The organism is Synechococcus sp. RC10A2, assembly GCF_047502605.1.
The window spans coordinates 1-16,351 of sequence record NZ_JANSHP010000029.1 but is presented as its reverse complement, the minus strand read 5'-3'; the positions used below and the strand labels follow the sequence as shown (position 1 = coordinate 16,351).

17 protein-coding genes are annotated in these 16,351 nt (G+C 58.8%); 4 read left to right on the top strand and 13 right to left on the bottom strand.

Annotated features, from left to right (window positions below):
* Window positions 1–32: 32 nt before the first annotated feature.
* From pstC to purB, 4 genes are all read right to left on the bottom strand, one after another.
* Complete coding sequence (gene pstC, locus NW848_RS03025; protein ID WP_414402729.1) at window positions 33–1,016, bottom strand: phosphate ABC transporter permease subunit PstC; 984 nt, start codon at window positions 1,014–1,016, stop codon at window positions 33–35.
* A gap of 147 nt (window positions 1,017–1,163) precedes the next feature.
* Entirely contained in the window at window positions 1,164–2,225 is a 1,062-nt protein-coding gene (pstS, locus tag NW848_RS03020; protein ID WP_414402728.1) for a phosphate ABC transporter substrate-binding protein PstS, read from the bottom strand.
* 508 nt (window positions 2,226–2,733) lie between these two features.
* Complete coding sequence (locus tag NW848_RS03015; protein ID WP_414402727.1) at window positions 2,734–3,714, bottom strand: aspartate carbamoyltransferase catalytic subunit; 981 nt, start codon at window positions 3,712–3,714, stop codon at window positions 2,734–2,736.
* A 10-nt stretch (window positions 3,715–3,724) separates the two neighbouring features.
* Window positions 3,725–5,020 carry an adenylosuccinate lyase gene (purB, locus tag NW848_RS03010; RefSeq protein ID WP_414402726.1) on the bottom strand — a complete coding sequence of 432 codons (1,296 nt, stop codon included), beginning with the start codon at window positions 5,018–5,020 and terminating at the stop codon, window positions 3,725–3,727.
* A 133-nt stretch (window positions 5,021–5,153) separates the two neighbouring features.
* Between purB and NW848_RS03005 the strand changes: the two genes are divergently transcribed.
* Window positions 5,154–5,735: a Uma2 family endonuclease gene (locus NW848_RS03005; protein ID WP_011430559.1), complete on the top strand. Its 582-nt coding sequence runs from the start codon at window positions 5,154–5,156 to the stop codon at window positions 5,733–5,735.
* A 116-nt stretch (window positions 5,736–5,851) separates the two neighbouring features.
* On the opposite strand, the gene NW848_RS03000 is transcribed toward NW848_RS03005, so the two are convergent.
* Entirely contained in the window at window positions 5,852–7,045 is a 1,194-nt protein-coding gene (locus NW848_RS03000; RefSeq protein ID WP_414508825.1) for an RNA-guided endonuclease InsQ/TnpB family protein, read from the bottom strand.
* Window positions 7,046–7,305: 260 nt separating this feature from the next.
* Between NW848_RS03000 and NW848_RS02995 the strand changes: the two genes are divergently transcribed.
* Window positions 7,306–7,755 carry a tetratricopeptide repeat protein gene (locus tag NW848_RS02995; protein ID WP_414508824.1) on the top strand — a complete coding sequence of 150 codons (450 nt, stop codon included), beginning with the start codon at window positions 7,306–7,308 and terminating at the stop codon, window positions 7,753–7,755.
* On the opposite strand, the gene lipB is transcribed toward NW848_RS02995, so the two are convergent.
* From lipB to NW848_RS02980, 3 genes are all read right to left on the bottom strand, one after another.
* Complete coding sequence (gene lipB, locus NW848_RS02990; RefSeq protein WP_414403040.1) at window positions 7,752–8,513, bottom strand: lipoyl(octanoyl) transferase LipB; 762 nt, start codon at window positions 8,511–8,513, stop codon at window positions 7,752–7,754. The genes NW848_RS02995 and lipB overlap by 4 nt on opposite strands.
* Before the next feature lie 76 nt (window positions 8,514–8,589).
* Window positions 8,590–8,922, bottom strand: coding sequence for a thioredoxin (gene trxA / locus NW848_RS02985; protein WP_414403038.1), 333 nt, complete (start codon window positions 8,920–8,922; stop codon window positions 8,590–8,592).
* Window positions 8,923–8,955: 33 nt separating this feature from the next.
* Window positions 8,956–10,155 carry an RNA-guided endonuclease InsQ/TnpB family protein gene (locus NW848_RS02980; protein ID WP_414508823.1) on the bottom strand — a complete coding sequence of 400 codons (1,200 nt, stop codon included), beginning with the start codon at window positions 10,153–10,155 and terminating at the stop codon, window positions 8,956–8,958.
* A gap of 281 nt (window positions 10,156–10,436) precedes the next feature.
* On the opposite strand from NW848_RS02980, the gene NW848_RS02975 reads away from it, so the two are divergent.
* Entirely contained in the window at window positions 10,437–11,696 is a 1,260-nt protein-coding gene (locus NW848_RS02975) for a hypothetical protein (protein ID WP_414402765.1), read from the top strand.
* Here NW848_RS02975 and NW848_RS02970 read toward each other — a convergent pair.
* The 4 genes from NW848_RS02970 to NW848_RS02955 all read right to left on the bottom strand — a co-directional run bounded on the left by NW848_RS02970 (window position 11,671) and on the right by NW848_RS02955 (window position 15,316).
* Entirely contained in the window at window positions 11,671–13,467 is a 1,797-nt protein-coding gene (locus NW848_RS02970; RefSeq protein ID WP_414402764.1) for a SulP family inorganic anion transporter, read from the bottom strand. The genes NW848_RS02975 and NW848_RS02970 overlap by 26 nt on opposite strands.
* Complete coding sequence (locus NW848_RS02965) at window positions 13,464–14,045, bottom strand: rhodanese-like domain-containing protein (RefSeq protein ID WP_414402763.1); 582 nt, start codon at window positions 14,043–14,045, stop codon at window positions 13,464–13,466. Before NW848_RS02965 ends, NW848_RS02970 begins: the two co-directional genes overlap by 4 nt.
* A 19-nt stretch (window positions 14,046–14,064) precedes the next feature.
* Window positions 14,065–14,532: a DUF29 domain-containing protein gene (locus tag NW848_RS02960; RefSeq protein WP_414402762.1), complete on the bottom strand. Its 468-nt coding sequence runs from the start codon at window positions 14,530–14,532 to the stop codon at window positions 14,065–14,067.
* A gap of 64 nt (window positions 14,533–14,596) precedes the next feature.
* Entirely contained in the window at window positions 14,597–15,316 is a 720-nt protein-coding gene (locus NW848_RS02955; RefSeq protein WP_099813148.1) for an MBL fold metallo-hydrolase, read from the bottom strand.
* 112 nt (window positions 15,317–15,428) lie between these two features.
* On the opposite strand from NW848_RS02955, the gene NW848_RS02950 reads away from it, so the two are divergent.
* Window positions 15,429–15,836 (top strand): ArsR/SmtB family transcription factor, encoded by a 408-nt coding sequence (locus NW848_RS02950; RefSeq protein ID WP_049749757.1) that lies wholly within the window; start codon window positions 15,429–15,431, stop codon window positions 15,834–15,836.
* On the opposite strand, the gene NW848_RS02945 is transcribed toward NW848_RS02950, so the two are convergent.
* Complete coding sequence (locus tag NW848_RS02945) at window positions 15,803–16,219, bottom strand: YidH family protein (RefSeq protein WP_011430549.1); 417 nt, start codon at window positions 16,217–16,219, stop codon at window positions 15,803–15,805. The two genes, NW848_RS02950 and NW848_RS02945, sit on opposite strands and share 34 nt — an antisense overlap.
* Window positions 16,220–16,351: the final 132 nt, after the last annotated feature.

Sequence of the window (16,351 nt, the reverse complement as noted above, 5' to 3'; positions counted from 1 at the left end):
AGTGCTCCTTTATCTTCTTTCTGCTTCCCAAGTTACTGCTCCAAGTTTTGAAACTTGCGGATGATGATCTCGGCAACAATGTTGACCAATAACGTCAGCACCATCAGCACCACGCCGGCATACATGAGAGCCGAAACCTGCAAGCGTCCTGCCTCGCCAAACTGAGAGGCAATCAAGCCGGTAATGGTGGATCCCGGCTGCATTAGGGAGATATTGATGCGGTTGGCGTTGCCGGAAAGCATGGCCGCTACCATGGTCTCTCCCAGGGCCCGTCCCAGCGCCAGCATGATCGAGCTGACAATGCCCGACAGGCCGGCAGGGATCATCACCGTTAAGAGGGTCTCCCAGCGGGTTGCCCCCAGAGCCAAAGCGCCCTCTTTTAGGCTGCGTGGCAGAGATTCAAGGGTACTGCGGGTAATGGAGATGATGATGGGAGAGATCATGATCCCCAGCACCACAGCCACTATCAACAAGCTGGGCCCCCGCGGAGCCGGGCCACCCAAGAAAGGGATCCAACTCAGCGTCTGGTTAATGGCTCGAAAGATGGGCCGCACTGCTGGAATCAGCACAAAGATCCCCCACAGCCCCAGCACCACACTGGGAATGGCCACGATCAGCTCAACGGCAAAGCCAATCGGCTCCGTTACCCACTTGGGGGCAAAACCTTCCGCCAGGAAGATGGCAGTGCCAATGCCCAGAGGGATGGCAAAAATCAAAGCCACCAGAGAGGTTACCAAACTGCCATAAATCTGTGGTAGTACCCCGTAGATGTTTTCCACCGGGTTCCAGCGGGTAGTAACCAGGAAGCCCAAGCCAAACTGCTGAATCGCCGGCAGAGCCGCTTCGGTGGTTTGAAGAATCACCCAGATGAGGATAATGCCGGCAAACCCTGCCAAGGCCAGCGTCAGGCGGACAAAGCCCACATCAACAGCCCGAGACAGGCTCGCCTTTTTCTCAATGTCAACATCGATATCCGGGTTTGGTGGTGAACCATAACCCGTAGCCGCTGAAGTCATAGCCTCTCTCCCATGATCATCTTCGGTTCAAAACTTTCCTAAAAATCCCACCGTGCAAGGTAAGGCCAGCAGCCGACCGAGAAAGCCTCATCTGCCTCCTCAGCCGGCCACCAGCTCCACTCTAGTGGAGTTCAGGCTGCAACCCAGTCATCGCACCGCATTGGGGTTAACGGTGATGGCATCCAGCTCTGCAAAGATCCGCTGGATAGCCGCCTCAGGCATAGGGATGTAGTCCAGCTCCTTGGTGATGGCTTGACCCTCTGGCCCCTGGGTCCACTTCAGAGCCTCCACCAGCTTGGTCAGCTTCTGCTGATCGGGATACTCGCGGTACAGCATCACCCAGAACAAGCCCACGATTGGGTAGTCATTTGGCCCTTCAGGGTCGGGCACCAACAGCGCAAAGTCATCAGGAATGGGAGCATCCAGCGCCGAGGTAGCTGCCTCAGTCGAGAACTCAACAATGTTGCCCGCTTTGTTTTCCAAGCGAGCAGTGGTCATCTTTTCCAGCTTGGCATAGGACTGGTTCACGTAGCCAATTGCCCCTGGCTCCTGCTTGATGGTGGCGGCTACGCCCTCATTCCCTTGGGCTCCAATGCCAACAGGCCACTCGACAGTAGTACCAGCACCGGCTGTCCAATTAGGGCAGACAGTTCTGATGTGGTTGGTGAACACAAAGGTAGTCCCAGAACCATCAGAGCGGTGTACCCAGGTGATGTCCAGGGGTGGCAGCTTGTTTGCTATACCTGGGTTCTCGGCCTTGATGCGAATGTCGTCCCAGCGAGTGATCTCGCCGGTCACGATGCCGCAGTAGGTTTTCCGCTTCAGGATGAGCTCTCCGTCTTCAATGCCGGGCAGGTTATAGGCAAACTCGATGGCCCCTCCCGCCAGAGGCAACTGTAGGGGATCATAGCCGTATTTAGCTCGGAAGCTTTCCAGGCGAGCACCGGAGAAAGGCGCCTCGGAAGCGCCGAAGTCCACAGTGCCATTGATCACCTGCTCTAGGCCAGCACCACTACCGACAGACTGATAGCTGACTTGCACAGTGGGGTCTACGGTGCGGTTGTAGGCGTCAAACCAACGTTGCAGCAAAGGAGCCGCAAAGGTCGCGCCCGCCCCGGAGATTTGCACGGTTTGGGCTTGAGCCGAGGTCGCTGTTAGAAATCCTACTGTTAGAGCGGTGAGGGAGAAAGCAGAAAGCAGGGTTCGCATAGGTAATATCTGTGGCAAATCAACATCTTCAACTCTATAACCTCAAAGTTAACGGAAGGATATCTAAAGGTTAACTTTGGGTTAAGTCAAGAGAAAAATCGATATTTTTGAGTGTGCTGGCTCGTTTCCAAACCTCGATTTTCCATCTGGTGGTCTTGGCCAGTTTGGATTTCAGCAAAATCAGGATCCTGGAGCCCAGGATCCGCGAAAAGGCTTATGCTGCTGAACTTCTATCTCATTTGACAACCAATCAAACGGACACAACTTGAATAAGAGCTAAGCTTAGACGGCTGCAAAAAAACTGGATCCAGATCCAAGATGTGTAAAATTTGATACAAAGATGTTGCTCCCCTCTCGGCAAGCTTGGACATGATTTCAGCAGGGCGGGAAAAGCTCTGGCCAGAGCTTCTTCCGACTTTTGACAGAGAGAATTAGCTAGGAGATGGACTTCAACACTCCAGACGTGAGGCAGCTCTACATGTTCCCCGAGCAGAGAAAGATCTGGGCTCTAAGCTGGGATCCGCCCGCCCCCCATGAGGTACAGCAGGGCCATGCGCACCGCCACGCCGTGGGTGACCTGCTGCTCAATCAGGTTCAAGCCGGGATCCTCCATCACCTCGGAGCTGAGTTCCACACCGCGATTGACCGGGCCGGGGTGCAGAAGCTTGACATCCGGGTGGCACAGGCGCAGTCGTTGCCGCGTGAGGCCGAAGAAGTGATGGTACTCCTGCAAGCTGGGGAGAAGGAACTCGCCCATGCGCTCCTGTTGCAGGCGTAGGGTGATAACAAAACGCGCCCCTTCGAGGGCAGGCTCTAGCTGCCAATGGACAGGGAGCGTATGGCCGGGCACAAACTGGGCAAAATCCTTAGGCAACAGGGTGGGAGGGCCGGCTAAGTGAACCTCAGCTCCGGCAGCCACCAAGGCATAGATATCGGAGCGGGCCACCCGCGAGTGGAGAATATCGCCGACAATGGCGATTTTGATCCCTTGCAGCAACTCCAGACGGGGACGCCGGGGATCCAGATGGCTGCAGAGGGTAAACAAATCCAGCAAACCTTGGGTGGGATGTTCGTGCAGTCCATCCCCGGCATTGAGAACGCCCACAGGGGATCCGCGGCGGTCGATCTCGGCAGCTAATTGTTGGGGCACTCCTGCCTGGGCATGGCGAACGATCAAGAGATCGGATCCCATGGCCAGAAAGGTGCGGGCCGTATCCAAGAGCGTCTCCCCTTTGCTCAAGGAAGAGGTGCCTGGGGAAAAGTTGAGCACATCGGCCGAAAGGCGCTTGGCCGCCAGCTCAAAACTGGAACGAGTGCGGGTGGAAGGCTCGAAGAACAGCGTCACCACCACCTTCCCCTGCAAGGTGGGCACCTTGGGCAACCGCCGCGTCAACACCTCCTGGAAACTGGCGCTGGTCTGCAAAACCATCTGGTATTCTTCGGGAGTAAAATCCGCCAAGCCCAAGACGTGCTGCCGCTGCCAAACCATAGGGGATCCCTCAAATGCGCAAGCGGGCAAAGATCTCGTCCAAATGGGTTAGGTGGCGCCGCGGATCAAAACAAGCCTGCAGTTCCGCCTCGCTGAGGTGAGCCATCACCCGGGGATCCGCCAGCAGATTGGCGCGAAAGTCTCCCTGCGGCTGGTTCCAGGCGCGATGAGCATTTTCCTGCACCAGGCGGTAAGCTTCCTCGCGGCTAAGGCCCTTCTCCACCAAGGCTAGAAGCACCTGCTGGCTGAAGATGACGCCGCCGTAGAGGTTGAGATTGCGCTCCATGTTGCCGGTGTGAACCTGCAGGTGGCGCACCAGATCCGCCATGTTGACCAGCAGGTAGTGGCAGAGGATGGAGGCATCGGGCAGGATCACCCGCTCCACCGAGCTGTGGGAGATGTCCCGCTCGTGCCAGAGGGGAATGTTTTCCAGGGCCGAGACGGCATACCCCCGTAGAAGGCGGGCGATCCCTGTCAGTTGTTCAGACTTGATGGGGTTGCGCTTGTGGGGCATGGCGGAGGATCCCTTTTGGCCGGGGGCAAAGTACTCTTCGGCCTCCAGCACCTCTGTCCGCTGCAGGTGGCGGATCTCGGTGGCAAAGCGCTCCAGAGAAGAGCCAATCAAAGCCAAGGTCTGCACATACTCGGCGTGGCGATCCCGCGAGATCACCTGGGTTGAGACCGTATCCGGCTTGAGCCCCAAGCGGGCGCAGGCCAACTGCTCCACCTGGGGAGGCACATTGGCGTAGGTGCCCACGGCGCCAGAGATCTTGCCCACCGCCACCACTTCCCGCAGGCGAGCTAGGCGCTCTTGGTGGCGCAGGCACTCGGCCAGCCACCCTGCCAGCTTAAAGCCAAAGGTAATCGGCTCGGCGTGAACACCGTGGGTGCGGCCGATCATGAGGGTGTAGCGGTGCTGCCGAGCTTGGTCGCGGATAGCAGCGATGAGGTCGGCCAGGCGAGCTTGCAAGATCTCCACCGAGGCCACAAGCTGCAGGGCCAGGGCTGTATCCAACACATCCGAGCTGGTCAGGCCCAGGTGGATGTAGCGCCCTGCCTCGCCCACATGCTCGTTGAGGTTGGTTAAGAAGGCAATAACATCGTGCTTCACTTCCGCCTCAATTTCCAAAACCCGCGCCGGGTCAAAGGCGGCTTTGGCTCTGATCTCCTGCAGGGCTTCTTGCGGGATCCGCCCCAGCTCCGCTTGCGCTTCACAGACAGCCAGCTCCACCTGCAGCCAGGTCTGGAGCTTGTGGGCAGTGGACCAAATCTGGCCCATTTCGGGCAGAGTGTAGCGCTCGATCAAGGTGCCTTTTCCGTCGGTACAGTAGGATGAGCTAGGCTATTTTAGCCTTTGGCGTCCCCCCTCGAGGAAAAGCCGCTGGGGGATCCCTGCGGGCTTGGCTTGCGGTGTCGAAGGAGCAGCAAGGAGTTTGCAGATGACCGTCGGAGCTGTGCCAACTCAGGGAAAAAGAGCTTGGACAGCCGAAGAATTCATGGCGTTGTCCAGGGAGGGACATCGCTACGAGATTGTTGATGGGAAGCCAATTGATATGGGAAGCGCGGGGGCACTCCATGGTTATGTCTGCAGCCTCCTATTGGCAGCTTTGACCCCCTACGTTTTGTCCAACAAGCTGGGGATCGTTTTAGATTCCAGCACTGCTTTTAAGATGAAGAGTGGAAATTGGCGCTCCCCTGACATCTCTTTTTTTGCTAAAGAACGCTTGCAGGGCATGGCTGAACTGCCCACAGGATTTTTGGAAGGCGCTCCAGATCTGGCTGTTGAAGTGCTTTCCCCCCGCAATACGGTTGAAGAAATTCATGACAAGCTGGTGGAGTACTTTGAAAATGGCAGCCGCCTGGTTTGGCTGGTTCACCCCAGCGAGCACTACGTCCTGGTGTATCGCAGCTCTCAAGAGCCTGACCGCCTCCTGAAATCGGTTGATCTTCTAGAAGGTGAAGAGGTTATTCCAGGATTTGCCCTGCCGGTGGCTCATCTATTCCAGAAGCTTTCCTTGTAACATCCCCCCGCCCTCACTCTAGCCAATAGAGCTTGGGCCTCCCAACCTTGCCATTGGGCATTCCTGCCCCGCGTCACAGAACGACTTGGCAGAGGAGTCGGTATCTCGACCGTAAACTACCCGACCCTGACTGCTTCGCAGTACGGGGCGGGCTTTCGGTAGCCCTGCAGTTGGCAAGCCAACCACGGACCTCTAGGCTGGTTTACGACAGCCCCAAGTTTGGCAATCATGTTGGCCCCATTCCAGTCCGCATCCCCTTCCCATCCACAGTGCCCACACTTGAACGACTTGCCACTGCGATAGGATTGCGCAGGGTCGGGATGGATGTGCAAACACTTGTGACAGGTCTGCGACGTGTAGGCAGGCGGCACCAGAATCAAAGCAACTCCTGCACGCAGAGTCTTGTATTCCAGAAACTGCCTCAGTTGGTAGAACGCCCAACTGTTGGCCCTGCGTCGCTCGGCTTTGCTGCGGGGTTGTTGGTTGATACGCTCCCGTATCCCTGTCAAGTCTTCCAGAGCAATAGCGCTGTTGGTAGCTTTTGCCCTAGAGACAATAGCTTTAGAGATGCGATGATTGACCCACGCCTGAAAGCGCCTCTCCTTGCCAGACAGCCGTTGCAACAGTTCTCTGCATCTGCGCCGCGAACTGCGTGTGCCCTTACTGGCTTTGCGTTGGAGTGCCGCCCTCAACCGGGAGTAGTGGTCTCGGACTCGGTTCAACTGCTGTCCATTCCAGTTATCTCCTTCCGATGTATGGGCAATATCTGTCCTTCCCAAGTCCACCCCGATCACCTTGTCGGTATCTTGTTGCTTGGGTGGCTTTTCCTCTACGCAAATCTGGATGTAGTAGGAGCCATCTTTGCGCTTGACCAGCGTGGCAGCTTTTGGGTTGGAACCAGCCAGCATCCCACGCTGGTAGTTACCAATGGCTAGCTCAAAGCGTTCTCTCCCTTCAACCGTGGTCAGCGACACCGTCCAGTCTTTTTGACGGAACGAAAAGATGCGAGCGTCGTAGGTAACAAAGCCGCTCTTAAACTCCTTGACGGGACGCTTTTTCTGCTTAGCCACTTTGCGGGAACCCGCTACCCGTCTGCACACCTGTTGAGCCAAGTTACTGGACAAGCCAAACCGGGCTCGAATCTCGTAGTAGCAAAGGGATTGCAGCTTGACCGCGTTGACGATCTTCTCCTGCGTGTTCTGGTTGACCCAGTTCAATGCCTGTACAAAGGCATCCATCGTCGCGTCCAATTTGGCGGCTTGCGACGGGGACACCTTGAGCTTGCAGGAGATGGTCAGGACTTGGCTCATAAGTTCATTGTACTTCATCAAAGCGCATTCCTCCCGGCACTGACCCTACGGGTACAGTGCGGGGCTCCTGCGATTTCTAGCTGACTTTCCCGCCAGAGCGCGGAACTTGTAGCTCCCCGCACCCCTTGCAAGTTAAGTGCAGGGGGTTGCCCCTCTCGCCGACGGTCTATATTGAACTAGTTCGGGATCCGAAGAGGACGTCATTAGCGGTGCGGAGCACAATCAAGTGTCGATGGGGAAGGATAGCTCTGATAGGTTTCTTGGCAGCATTCCTCGCTCCTGCCCCTGCCATCTCTTTGCCTGCCTTCCCACCTCCTCCTGAGAAGACCTCGGCCCCAAACACCGCTTCCGAGTTCAACTGGCAGGGATCCCTCAAGTTGCTGCGGGGGGATCCCGTAGCTGCCCTGGCGGATCTGGATCGGGCGGTGCAGTTGGATCCCAGCTATGCGCCGGCCTATGTGAACCGCAGCTACGTCTACAACCAGTTGCGCCAGCCGGAAGAAGCTCTGGCCGATGCGGAGCGGGCCATTCAGTTGGATCCGCGAATTCCAGAAGCCTACTTCAGCCGCGGCGTGGCCCACCTGCAACTGGGGGATCGAGAAGCGGCGATGGCCGACTTTCGCCAGGCCTTGGCTCTCTTTTCCAAGAGCGGCAACTTTGCCGACCAAACCATCCTGCAGCAACTGCTGCGCCAGTTGGGGGTGGATTAGCCTTGAGTCTTTAGAGACTTGCGTTCTCCCAACCACTCGGCCAGGGAAACTGCCTGAGCCTGCAGCCCAAAGACCTGACAGAACGACTCCACCAGCACCGGAGCTACGGCAGCCATCGTTACCTCTGGACAAAAGTGCACTAGGGATCCCACCGGGCGATCAGGGATCCCACAGGGCACGATGGCCTCGAAGGCCGACAGATCGGGGCAGACATTCAAGGCAAAGCCGTGGTAGGTCACCCAGCGGGAGACCTTGATGCCGATGGCCGCCACTTTGCGCCCCTCCACCCAAACCCCTGTGAGGCCAGGGATCCGCTCCCCCCGCAGGCCAAAGTGGGCCACAGTTTCAATAAGCACCTGCTCCAGTTGGCGCAGGTACCAGTGGAGATCCAGACGGTGGCGCCTGAGGTTGAGGATCGCATAACCAACCCACTGGCCTGGCCCGTGGTAAGTGACTTCGCCGCCGCGCTCTACCCGCAGGATTTCTGGCTCTTGTTCAGAAGGAGATTCCGGGTGGATAGCTGGGGATCCTATCTGTCCAGCCAAGCTCTTGAGGAACTTGGGATCCGCCCCTGCCCCCAGGGTGTAGACCGGCGGGTGGGTGAGCAGTAGGAGCCCATCTGGCAGCTGCGGATTGCAGATCAGGCGAGCCACCCTGGCTTGCTGCCAAGCCCAAGCGGTGCGATAGGGCACTTCTCCCGCCAGGTGAACCTCCAGAGGCGGAGATCCCAAAGAGCGCTCAAACACCTGCGAGGACATCTCAAAGACGGTTTTGCTGGAGAGCTCGCTGTGCCACCAGAAGATGACCAAAAGACCCCATCCCAGCAACGTCCACCTAGCCTACCGGCAGGTTGACCTGCGCCCGCAACCGCTCCAACAGGGCCCGCGGCTGCAACAGCCCCTCAATGCGGTCAATCGGCTTCCCATCTTTGAAGAGGATCAGCGTTGGCACCGCTTGAATGCCCCAGCGAGCAGCGATGGTTGGGTACTTTTCGGTGTCAACCTTCACAAAAGTAACCGCATCCCCCACCTGAGGTTTTACCTGCTCCAACACTTGCGCCATAACCTGACAAGGGCCGCACCAGGAAGCATAAAAATCCACCAGGATCGGGGTTTTGGATCCCTGAATCATGTCGGCAAAACTTTTGAATTGCTGTTTGTGCGCCATAGGAAACTCCCAGAGTGTTCTGAAAAGCGTAAACTACCCGACCCTGACTGCTTCGCAGTACAGGGCGGGCTTTCGGCAGCCCTGCAGTTGGCAAGCCAACCACGGACCTCTAGGCTGGTTTACGGCAGCCCCCAAAAGCGCAATCACCTTCGCACCGTTAAAATCCGCATCCCCTTCCCAACCGCAGTGCCCGCATTTGAACTGCTTACCCTTGCGATAGGATTGAGCGGAGTCGGGATGAATATGCAGGCACTTGTGGCAGATCTGCGAGGTATAGGCCGCAGGGACAGCTACCACTTTGACACCCGCCCTCACAGCCTTGTATTCGATAAACCGCCGCAGCTGGTAGAACGCCCAGCTATTGCTACGCCGCCGCTCCTCATGACTGCGGGGGTGTTGATTGGTGCGTTCTCGAATGCCGCTTAAGTCCTCAATGGCAATGCAGGCAGAAAGAGATTGAGCTGCTTTAACGATGCGCTTAGCGATACTGTGGTTCACCCAAGCTTGAAAGCGTCTCTCTTTGCCAGACAGCCGTTGCAGCAGTTGACGGCATCGCCGCCTGCAACTGCGGGTGCCCTTACTGGCCTTGCGCTGAAGAGACGCTCTTAACCGACAGTAGTGATCTCGGACTTTGCTCAGCTGCTGTCCATTCCAGTTGTCTCCTTCGGAGGTATGTGCAATGTCTCGCCGTCCCAGGTCAACCCCAATCACCTTGTCGGTGTTCTGTTGCTTGGGGGGGTCTGCCTCGACACAAACACAAATCTGGATGGAGTAGGAGCCGTCTTTGCGCTGGACTAGGGTGGCCGATTTGGGGTTAGAGCCAGCCAGCATTCCCCTCTGGTAGTTGCCAATGGCTAGCTCAAAGCGTTCTCTTCCATCAACCGTGGCAAGCGACACTGTCCAGTCTTTCTCGCGAAACGAGAAGATACGTGCATCGTAGGTAACGAACCTACGCTTGAACTCTTTAACTGGACGGTTGCGCTGTCTCGCCACTTTGCGAGCGCCTGCCACCCGTCTGCAGACCTGCTGGGCCAGATTACTGGACAAGCCAAACCGAGCGCGAATCTGGTAATAGCAAAGGGATTGGAGTTTGACTGCGTTGGCGACTTTCTCGGGTGTGTTTTGGTTGACCCAGTTCAACGCCTGCACAAAGACATCCATCGTCGCATCCAACTTTGCGGCCTGCGACTGGGACACCTTGAGTTTGCAAGCTACAGTCAGGACTTGGGTCATGGTTCTATCATAACTTCCGCATTCCTCCCGACACTGACCCTACGGGTACAGTGCGGGGCTCCTGCGATTTCTAGCTGAAATGAAATCTATTTGTAAGCTAACTGTTTGAGACTAAAAATTAGGTAGGGATCCCGCTACGGCCTGCTTCAGTTTCCCGGTAGGATGGCTAGGGTTTGGGAGAAGAGCTAGAGCGTACCTGTAGTCTAGGGTGTTGTGGTGGACAAAGGGGCAGACTTTAGCAGGGTTTAAGCACTTGTCTTTTTTTGAGGAGTGGGATCCCAATGGCAACAAGTAGCAGCATGGTGAATCGTGGCGTGTTGGCTGCAGTGCTGGCTGGGGTAGGACTCAGCCTATGGGGGGCTTGGCGTTGGCTTTGGGATCCCTGGGGCTGGGCTCAGGTAGTGGCCGGGTTGCTGCTGAGTTTGGGCAGCTTGCTCTACTGGCTCAAGACCCGCCCCGCCGATCACCTGGTGGTGGAGCCCCAAGGCTGGCGCATCAGCCGCCACACCCCCGAGCACTGGGTCATTCAAGCGGAGTTTGTGGCTCGCAACCTCAACCCCCTTTTGGAAGTCACCTTGGCCCAGGTGGAGCCGCGACTGCATTTGCTCAGCGCCGGATCCCTAGAAGGCATTCACAACCGCCTACGCCTGCGCTCTCGCCATCCGGATCTTCCCCCCCGCCAAGACAACTACTGGCAGGCCTACATCATCACCCCCCAGAACCAGACTGGCCTAGAAGTCGAGATCGAGCTGAAGGGGGAAGGGCTGGCCCATTTGCGCTCGGCCTGGCTGGAGTTGGACTACATCCAGTACGGGCGGCAACGGCGCACCCTGAAGACCAGCCACCTGATCCTGCCCTTGCAGGAAGTGGAGCCCTTGCCAGAGCTGAACTGGCAGAAGCAGGGATCCCTCCTTTGGGCCGCCGTTCCCACCCATCTGCTGACCCCCAGCGATGACTTGGCCGAGGTGCTGCAGCGGTACGTGAGCCCTCACGTCCAGCCTGGGGATGTGGTGGCTATTTCCGAGAGTGCCGTGGCCATTGTGCAGGGCAACTTTCGCCATCCTCTCCAAGTCCAACCCGGCTGGCTGGCACGCACCCTGTGCTACTTCTTCCCCTCCAAGACCAGTCTTTCAAGCTGCTACGGGATGCAGACTTTGATCGACTGCTCCGGGGCCTGGCGGGTGCTGGCGGCCTTTGTGGTAGGATCCCTGGCCAAATTGCTGGGGATCCGCGGAGCCTTCTACGCCCTGGCGGGGGAGCAGGCGGCCTTGATCGACGATGTCACCGGCACTTTGCCCCCCTACGACCAGTTCATCGTCTTGGGGCCGCGGGATCCGGCCAAGCTGGTGGCCGAGCTCCATGCCCAGACCGGCTACGAGGTGGCCATTGTCGATGCCAACGATCTAGGCGAAGTAAGCGTTCTGGCAACCAGCCCTGGCGTGGAGGAGGAGCTGGTGGAGCAGGCGCTGCGCAAGAACCCAGCCGGCAATGCGGCAGAGCAAACGCCGATTGTGCTCATCCGGAAGCGGCTGCCGGCATAGAGTTCGTCTGAGACTTGAGAACCTGCATCGCCTGGTGGGTCGACAAGAAGAAGCGCTCGGCGCCCACTTTCTCCACAAACCCAGCCCTTTTGAGGCGATCCATCACCGGCCCCTTCACCTCGGCCAGGGCAAAGCCCACCCCCATTTGCTGCAGACGTTCTACCAACTGGGCCAGGGCCTCCAAAGCGCTGCCGTCGACGAAGTTAATGGCGCTGGCCACCAGCAGCACCTGTTCCACTGCTGGCCGCGCTGCTACCTCCTGCAGGATGGACTCCTGCAGGTAGGCCGCGTTGGCAAAAAACAGGCTTTCATCCACCCGCACCGCCAAGATGCGCGGATCGGTAATCACCTCATGGCGCAGCACGTTGCGGTAGTGCTCGGTGCCCGGCACCTGGCCAACAATGGCGATGTGGGGACGGCTGGCCCGCCAAAGAAAGAGCAGGATGGAAACCAGCACCCCCAGCCCAATCCCCGGCTCCACCCCGATCCCCAACACGCTGGCAAAGGTGACCAGCCAAACCAAGGCATCGCCGCGGTCGTAGCGCCAGCTCTGCAGCAAGGGGTGAAAATCCACCAACCCCAACACGGCTACCAAAACAATAGCTGCCAAGGTCGTCTGGGGCAGGAAGGTAAACAGGGGCATCAGCCAGATCACGGCCAGGGCTATCAGGGATCCCGTGACCACCGAGGCCAGGCCGCTGTTGGCCCCGGCCTGAGCGTTAACCACCGAGCGGCTGATCCCACCGGTTACCGGGTAGCCACCACTCACGGCTGCCGCCAGGTTGGCCACCCCCAGGGCCACCAGATCCTGGTTGGGATCCACTTTCTGGCGCCGCTGGCTGGCCAGCGACTGCCCCACCGCATAGCTTTCTGTAAAGCCCACCGAGCTAATGGCCAAGGCTGTGGGCAGCAAAGCTCGCCACTCTGGCCAGCTCAGCCAAGGGAAGGTCAGGGGGGGCAAACCCGCCGGAATGGATCCCACCACCGCCACTCCTGATCTTTCCGAGAGGTTCAACCCCCACACCAGCAGCGTGGTCAGGAAGACGGCTCCCAGCGGCGCGCCCTTGGTGAGAAGTAGGCCCCAGAGGGGTGGGATCCCCCAGCGGCGCAGTTGCGCTGGGAGCTTCCGCTGGGCGTACACCAAGAGGGCGATGGATAACAGCCCCAGCCCCAGGGTGGCCCAGTTGACTCCCTCCAAGCTCTGCCAGAGCCGTTGCAGCAGCAGCCAGAAGGACTCGGTGTTGGCGATCTTCACCCCCAGCAGATGGCGGAGCTGGCTGAAGGCGATGATCAAGGCTGCCGCGCTGCCGAAGGCCGTTACCACTGAGTGGCTCAAGAAATTGGCCAAAAACCCCAGCCGCAGCAGACCTACCCCTACTTGGATCAAGCCCGCTTCCAGGGCCAAGCCCAGCGCCAGCCGGCCATACTCCGGGCTGCCCGGCTCCGCCAGCGGCTCCAAGCCCGCGGCCACCAGCAGGGAGATGATGGCCACCGGCCCCACCGACAAAGCCCGGCTGGATCCCAGAAAGCCGTAGGCGATCACCGGCAGGATGCTGGCGTAGAGGCCCGCCTGGGGAGGCAGCCCGGCCAGCAGCGCGTAGGCCATGCTCTGGGGCACTAGAAGAGTGGCTGTAACCAGTCCGGCAATGAGATCCCCCGGCAGATCCTCTCGCCGATAGCGAAGCCACCACAAGGAATCCTTGGCAAAGGGCAGGTAGCGCGCCCAGATCCCCTGCTTTGTAGAAGAGGCGGACGGGATCTCGCTGCTCATAGCGTCTGACCTCGGTTCCAGGGCATGCGGGCCAACAGCAGCGCCAGGCCGCAGGTGTTGGTGATCCCGGCAAACACCAGCCCGGCTCCCACAAAGCCGCTCAACACCAGCCAGGCCGGATGGACAAAAGCTCCCAGCAGGGTGCCGGCCACCACCAGGGATCCCGCCGCAATTTGAACCTGCCGCATCAGCGAGATGGGGGCGTTGCGGGTGCGGGTGGTGGGCAGCTTGGCGGCCTTCCAGGCTTCGATCCCGCCCTTTAGGCTCATCGCTTCCGGCCAGCCGTACTCCAGCAACTGACAGCCGGCGCGGATGGAGCGGCTGCCCATGCGGCACTGCAACACCACCGGTTTTTCCGGCGTCGAGGCGGGCACCTTGGCCGGATCAAAGCTAGACAGAGGCATGTTGATCGCCCCTGGGATCCGCTCATCGGCATATTCTCCCGGCTCCCGCACGTCGATGAGCTGTACCCGCCCTTGATCCAGCCACTGCTTTAAGGTCAGGGCGTCGATCTCCTTGAGACGGGGATCCCGTTCCTGCTGAGCGGAAGGCGTAGGATTTTGTCGGGCTACAGTCATTGGTTTCCTCCTCGGGTAACTAACCTTCTTCCTCAAGCAACCTGCTGGGCTCGCCGGGGTAAAACTGGCTATCCAGGATTTGCTCGGGAGCGTAAGGACACGTCTTGGGAAAAGTCTTTCTGGGCAGCTTGGTCTCTTCCAGGGCTAGCTGCAGCGCCCTCAAGTAAGACTTGGAGATGGCCTCCGGCAAATAGGGCCTCAAGCTGGGGTTTTCTTCCAATAGATCCAGAACTTCCTGTCGCTGCACCTGTAGGGTAAGAAGCCAGCTTACAGATCTAGCCTGCGGCTGATACTCCCATTTCAGAAGGTGCCCCACCAAAACCCCTAGCCGGTTGCGCAGCTCTTGCCGCTGTTGCCTGCCCAACGATTCCATCTCCTCAATCAAATGGGGCAGGTCTAGCTTCTCCCAGGCCCGCTCCCGCAGCAGTTGGGCTTGTTGCTGCGTCCAAGCATAGAAATCCCTCTCATAGAGATTTTGGGGTTCCACTCTCAACCCTCCTGACGGGCTGCCTGAGAGAAGTCTACCCAGCGCCAAGCCTTGCGGCCTCCCCCTAAACCGCGGCTGCTGCCACTTGGCCGCACTGCTCGTTGGCCGGCACCGCCTCCTGAATCTTCTTGGGCTGAGGTAGGTTGAGGCTGTTCATCAGGGCGATGAAGCTCTCCCGCGAACGCAAATTTCCGGTCTCCGGATCCACAAAGCGGGGGTTCCAGCGCTTCTCTTCGCCAATAGTGGAGACGGTGTGCCCCCGGTAGTCATGGCCGGGATAGACCAACGTCTCGTCCGGCAGGGTAAACAGGTGCTGGGTAACATGGTCATACATCAGGCCGGGATCCCCGCTCTGGAAATCCGTGCGCCCACAGCCGCGAATGAGCAGGGCATCGCCGGTAAGAACGCGATCCCCATTGACGCGATAGGTCATGTGGCTGTCGGTGTGGCCCAGGGTGGCGATGGCCTCGATGACAATGGATCCCACCTGCAGCGTTTCCCCATGGCCGATAAAGCGATCCGCACATTGCGCCTTGGCCTGAACCGGCACCACCCCTTGGCAGCCGGTCAGCTCGCGCAGCTTGCCAGTGCCGGTGATGTGATCGGCGTGGACGTGGGTTTCCAAGCAGTACTTCAAGGTCAGACCCAGCTCTCGAATTAACTTCAAGTCCCGCTCCACCTGCTCCAAAACGGGATCCACCAGAGCTGCCTCGCGGGTGTCTGGGTCTGCGATTAAATAGGTGTAGGTGCTCGTCTCGGTGTCGAACAGTTGGCGAAATAGCATGCTGCCCTCCTGTCTGTTGGCAAAACCCGAACGCGATCCAATTCGGGCCTCTAGATCTACTGTATAACTATTTAGTGTTAAAATCAAGCCAGCGCATCCCTCAAGACAGGCTATGGATTGGGACGAGCTCGTGAAAGGTGGCAAAGACGAGTGCCAGTTGACTCTGACGCCGGAAGTGCTGACCAGCGTAGCGGATTACTTCAAGGTTTTGGCGGAGCCCAGCCGGCTGCAGATCCTGTGTCAGTTGCGCTCGGGACCCAAGAACGTCACCCAGATCTTAGAGGCCACCGGCATGGGCCAGGCCAACGTTTCCAAACATCTCAAGATCTTGGCGCAGGCAGGGATCGTCAGCCGCGAGCCCAGGGGCGTGAGCGTCTACTACCAAATTGCCGATCCCATCTGCTTTGAGCTGTGCGAGGTGGTGTGCAAGCAGTTGATCGAGCGGCTCAAGCAGCAAGCCCGGCAATTGCAGCCGCTGGCAGCCCTTCACTCCGGCAGGCTGAGCCGGGAAGGCTCCTGAGGGCGGGGGCGGCGCAGCATCAGGGGAAGGCTCAGCAGCCCAAACAGGGCCACCACCGCAGCCATGATCCAGACGAGAAAACGGCTGGGGCGAAAGTTGCCCGCCTCGATTTGCCGCATCACCTGGTTGTAGCGCCAGGTTGAAAGGCCAATTGTCAGGATCCCAAAGATCACCAACAGGAGGCCCAGGTTCTGGGTACTCAAGAGGCCGTGGCTCGGGGAGGGCTGCTCGGGGGAGCTGGAAGCTTCGATCTGCTGCAGAAAGAGGCTGAAGCGGGTGAGGGCAAAACCAAAGGCAATGAGAGCCACAGAGGTGCGCAGCCAAGCCAGAAAGGTGCGCTCGTTGGCCTGGTGTTCCCGTTGGCGATCCGGGGGCAGGTTCATGGGCTGAAGGGATCCCTCAGGGGCTAATTTTAAGGCAGCGGGGATCGGGCAAGCTGGCCTTTTCCGGCTGGCGGGGGAAATAAAAGGCGGTACGCCGGCAGATCTCCACCAACATCAACATCACCGGCACCT

Coding starts and splice junctions, on each gene's coding strand:
- NW848_RS02950 (WP_049749757.1), top strand. CDS start 15,429: ATGGATTGGGACGAGCTCGTGAAAGGTGGCAAAGACGAGTGCCAGTTG.
- trxA (WP_414403038.1), bottom strand. CDS start 8,922: ATGGCGCACAAACAGCAATTCAAAAGTTTTGCCGACATGATTCAGGGA.
- NW848_RS02965 (WP_414402763.1), bottom strand. CDS start 14,045: ATGACTGTAGCCCGACAAAATCCTACGCCTTCCGCTCAGCAGGAACGG.
- NW848_RS02980 (WP_414508823.1), bottom strand. CDS start 10,155: ATGACCCAAGTCCTGACTGTAGCTTGCAAACTCAAGGTGTCCCAGTCG.
- NW848_RS02970 (WP_414402764.1), bottom strand. CDS start 13,467: ATGAGCAGCGAGATCCCGTCCGCCTCTTCTACAAAGCAGGGGATCTGG.
- lipB (WP_414403040.1), bottom strand. CDS start 8,513: ATGTCCTCGCAGGTGTTTGAGCGCTCTTTGGGATCTCCGCCTCTGGAG.
- NW848_RS02945 (WP_011430549.1), bottom strand. CDS start 16,219: ATGAACCTGCCCCCGGATCGCCAACGGGAACACCAGGCCAACGAGCGC.
- pstS (WP_414402728.1), bottom strand. CDS start 2,225: ATGCGAACCCTGCTTTCTGCTTTCTCCCTCACCGCTCTAACAGTAGGA.
- NW848_RS02975 (WP_414402765.1), top strand. CDS start 10,437: ATGGCAACAAGTAGCAGCATGGTGAATCGTGGCGTGTTGGCTGCAGTG.
- NW848_RS03015 (WP_414402727.1), bottom strand. CDS start 3,714: ATGGTTTGGCAGCGGCAGCACGTCTTGGGCTTGGCGGATTTTACTCCC.
- NW848_RS03005 (WP_011430559.1), top strand. CDS start 5,154: ATGACCGTCGGAGCTGTGCCAACTCAGGGAAAAAGAGCTTGGACAGCC.
- pstC (WP_414402729.1), bottom strand. CDS start 1,016: ATGACTTCAGCGGCTACGGGTTATGGTTCACCACCAAACCCGGATATC.
- NW848_RS02955 (WP_099813148.1), bottom strand. CDS start 15,316: ATGCTATTTCGCCAACTGTTCGACACCGAGACGAGCACCTACACCTAT.
- NW848_RS03000 (WP_414508825.1), bottom strand. CDS start 7,045: ATGAGCCAAGTCCTGACCATCTCCTGCAAGCTCAAGGTGTCCCCGTCG.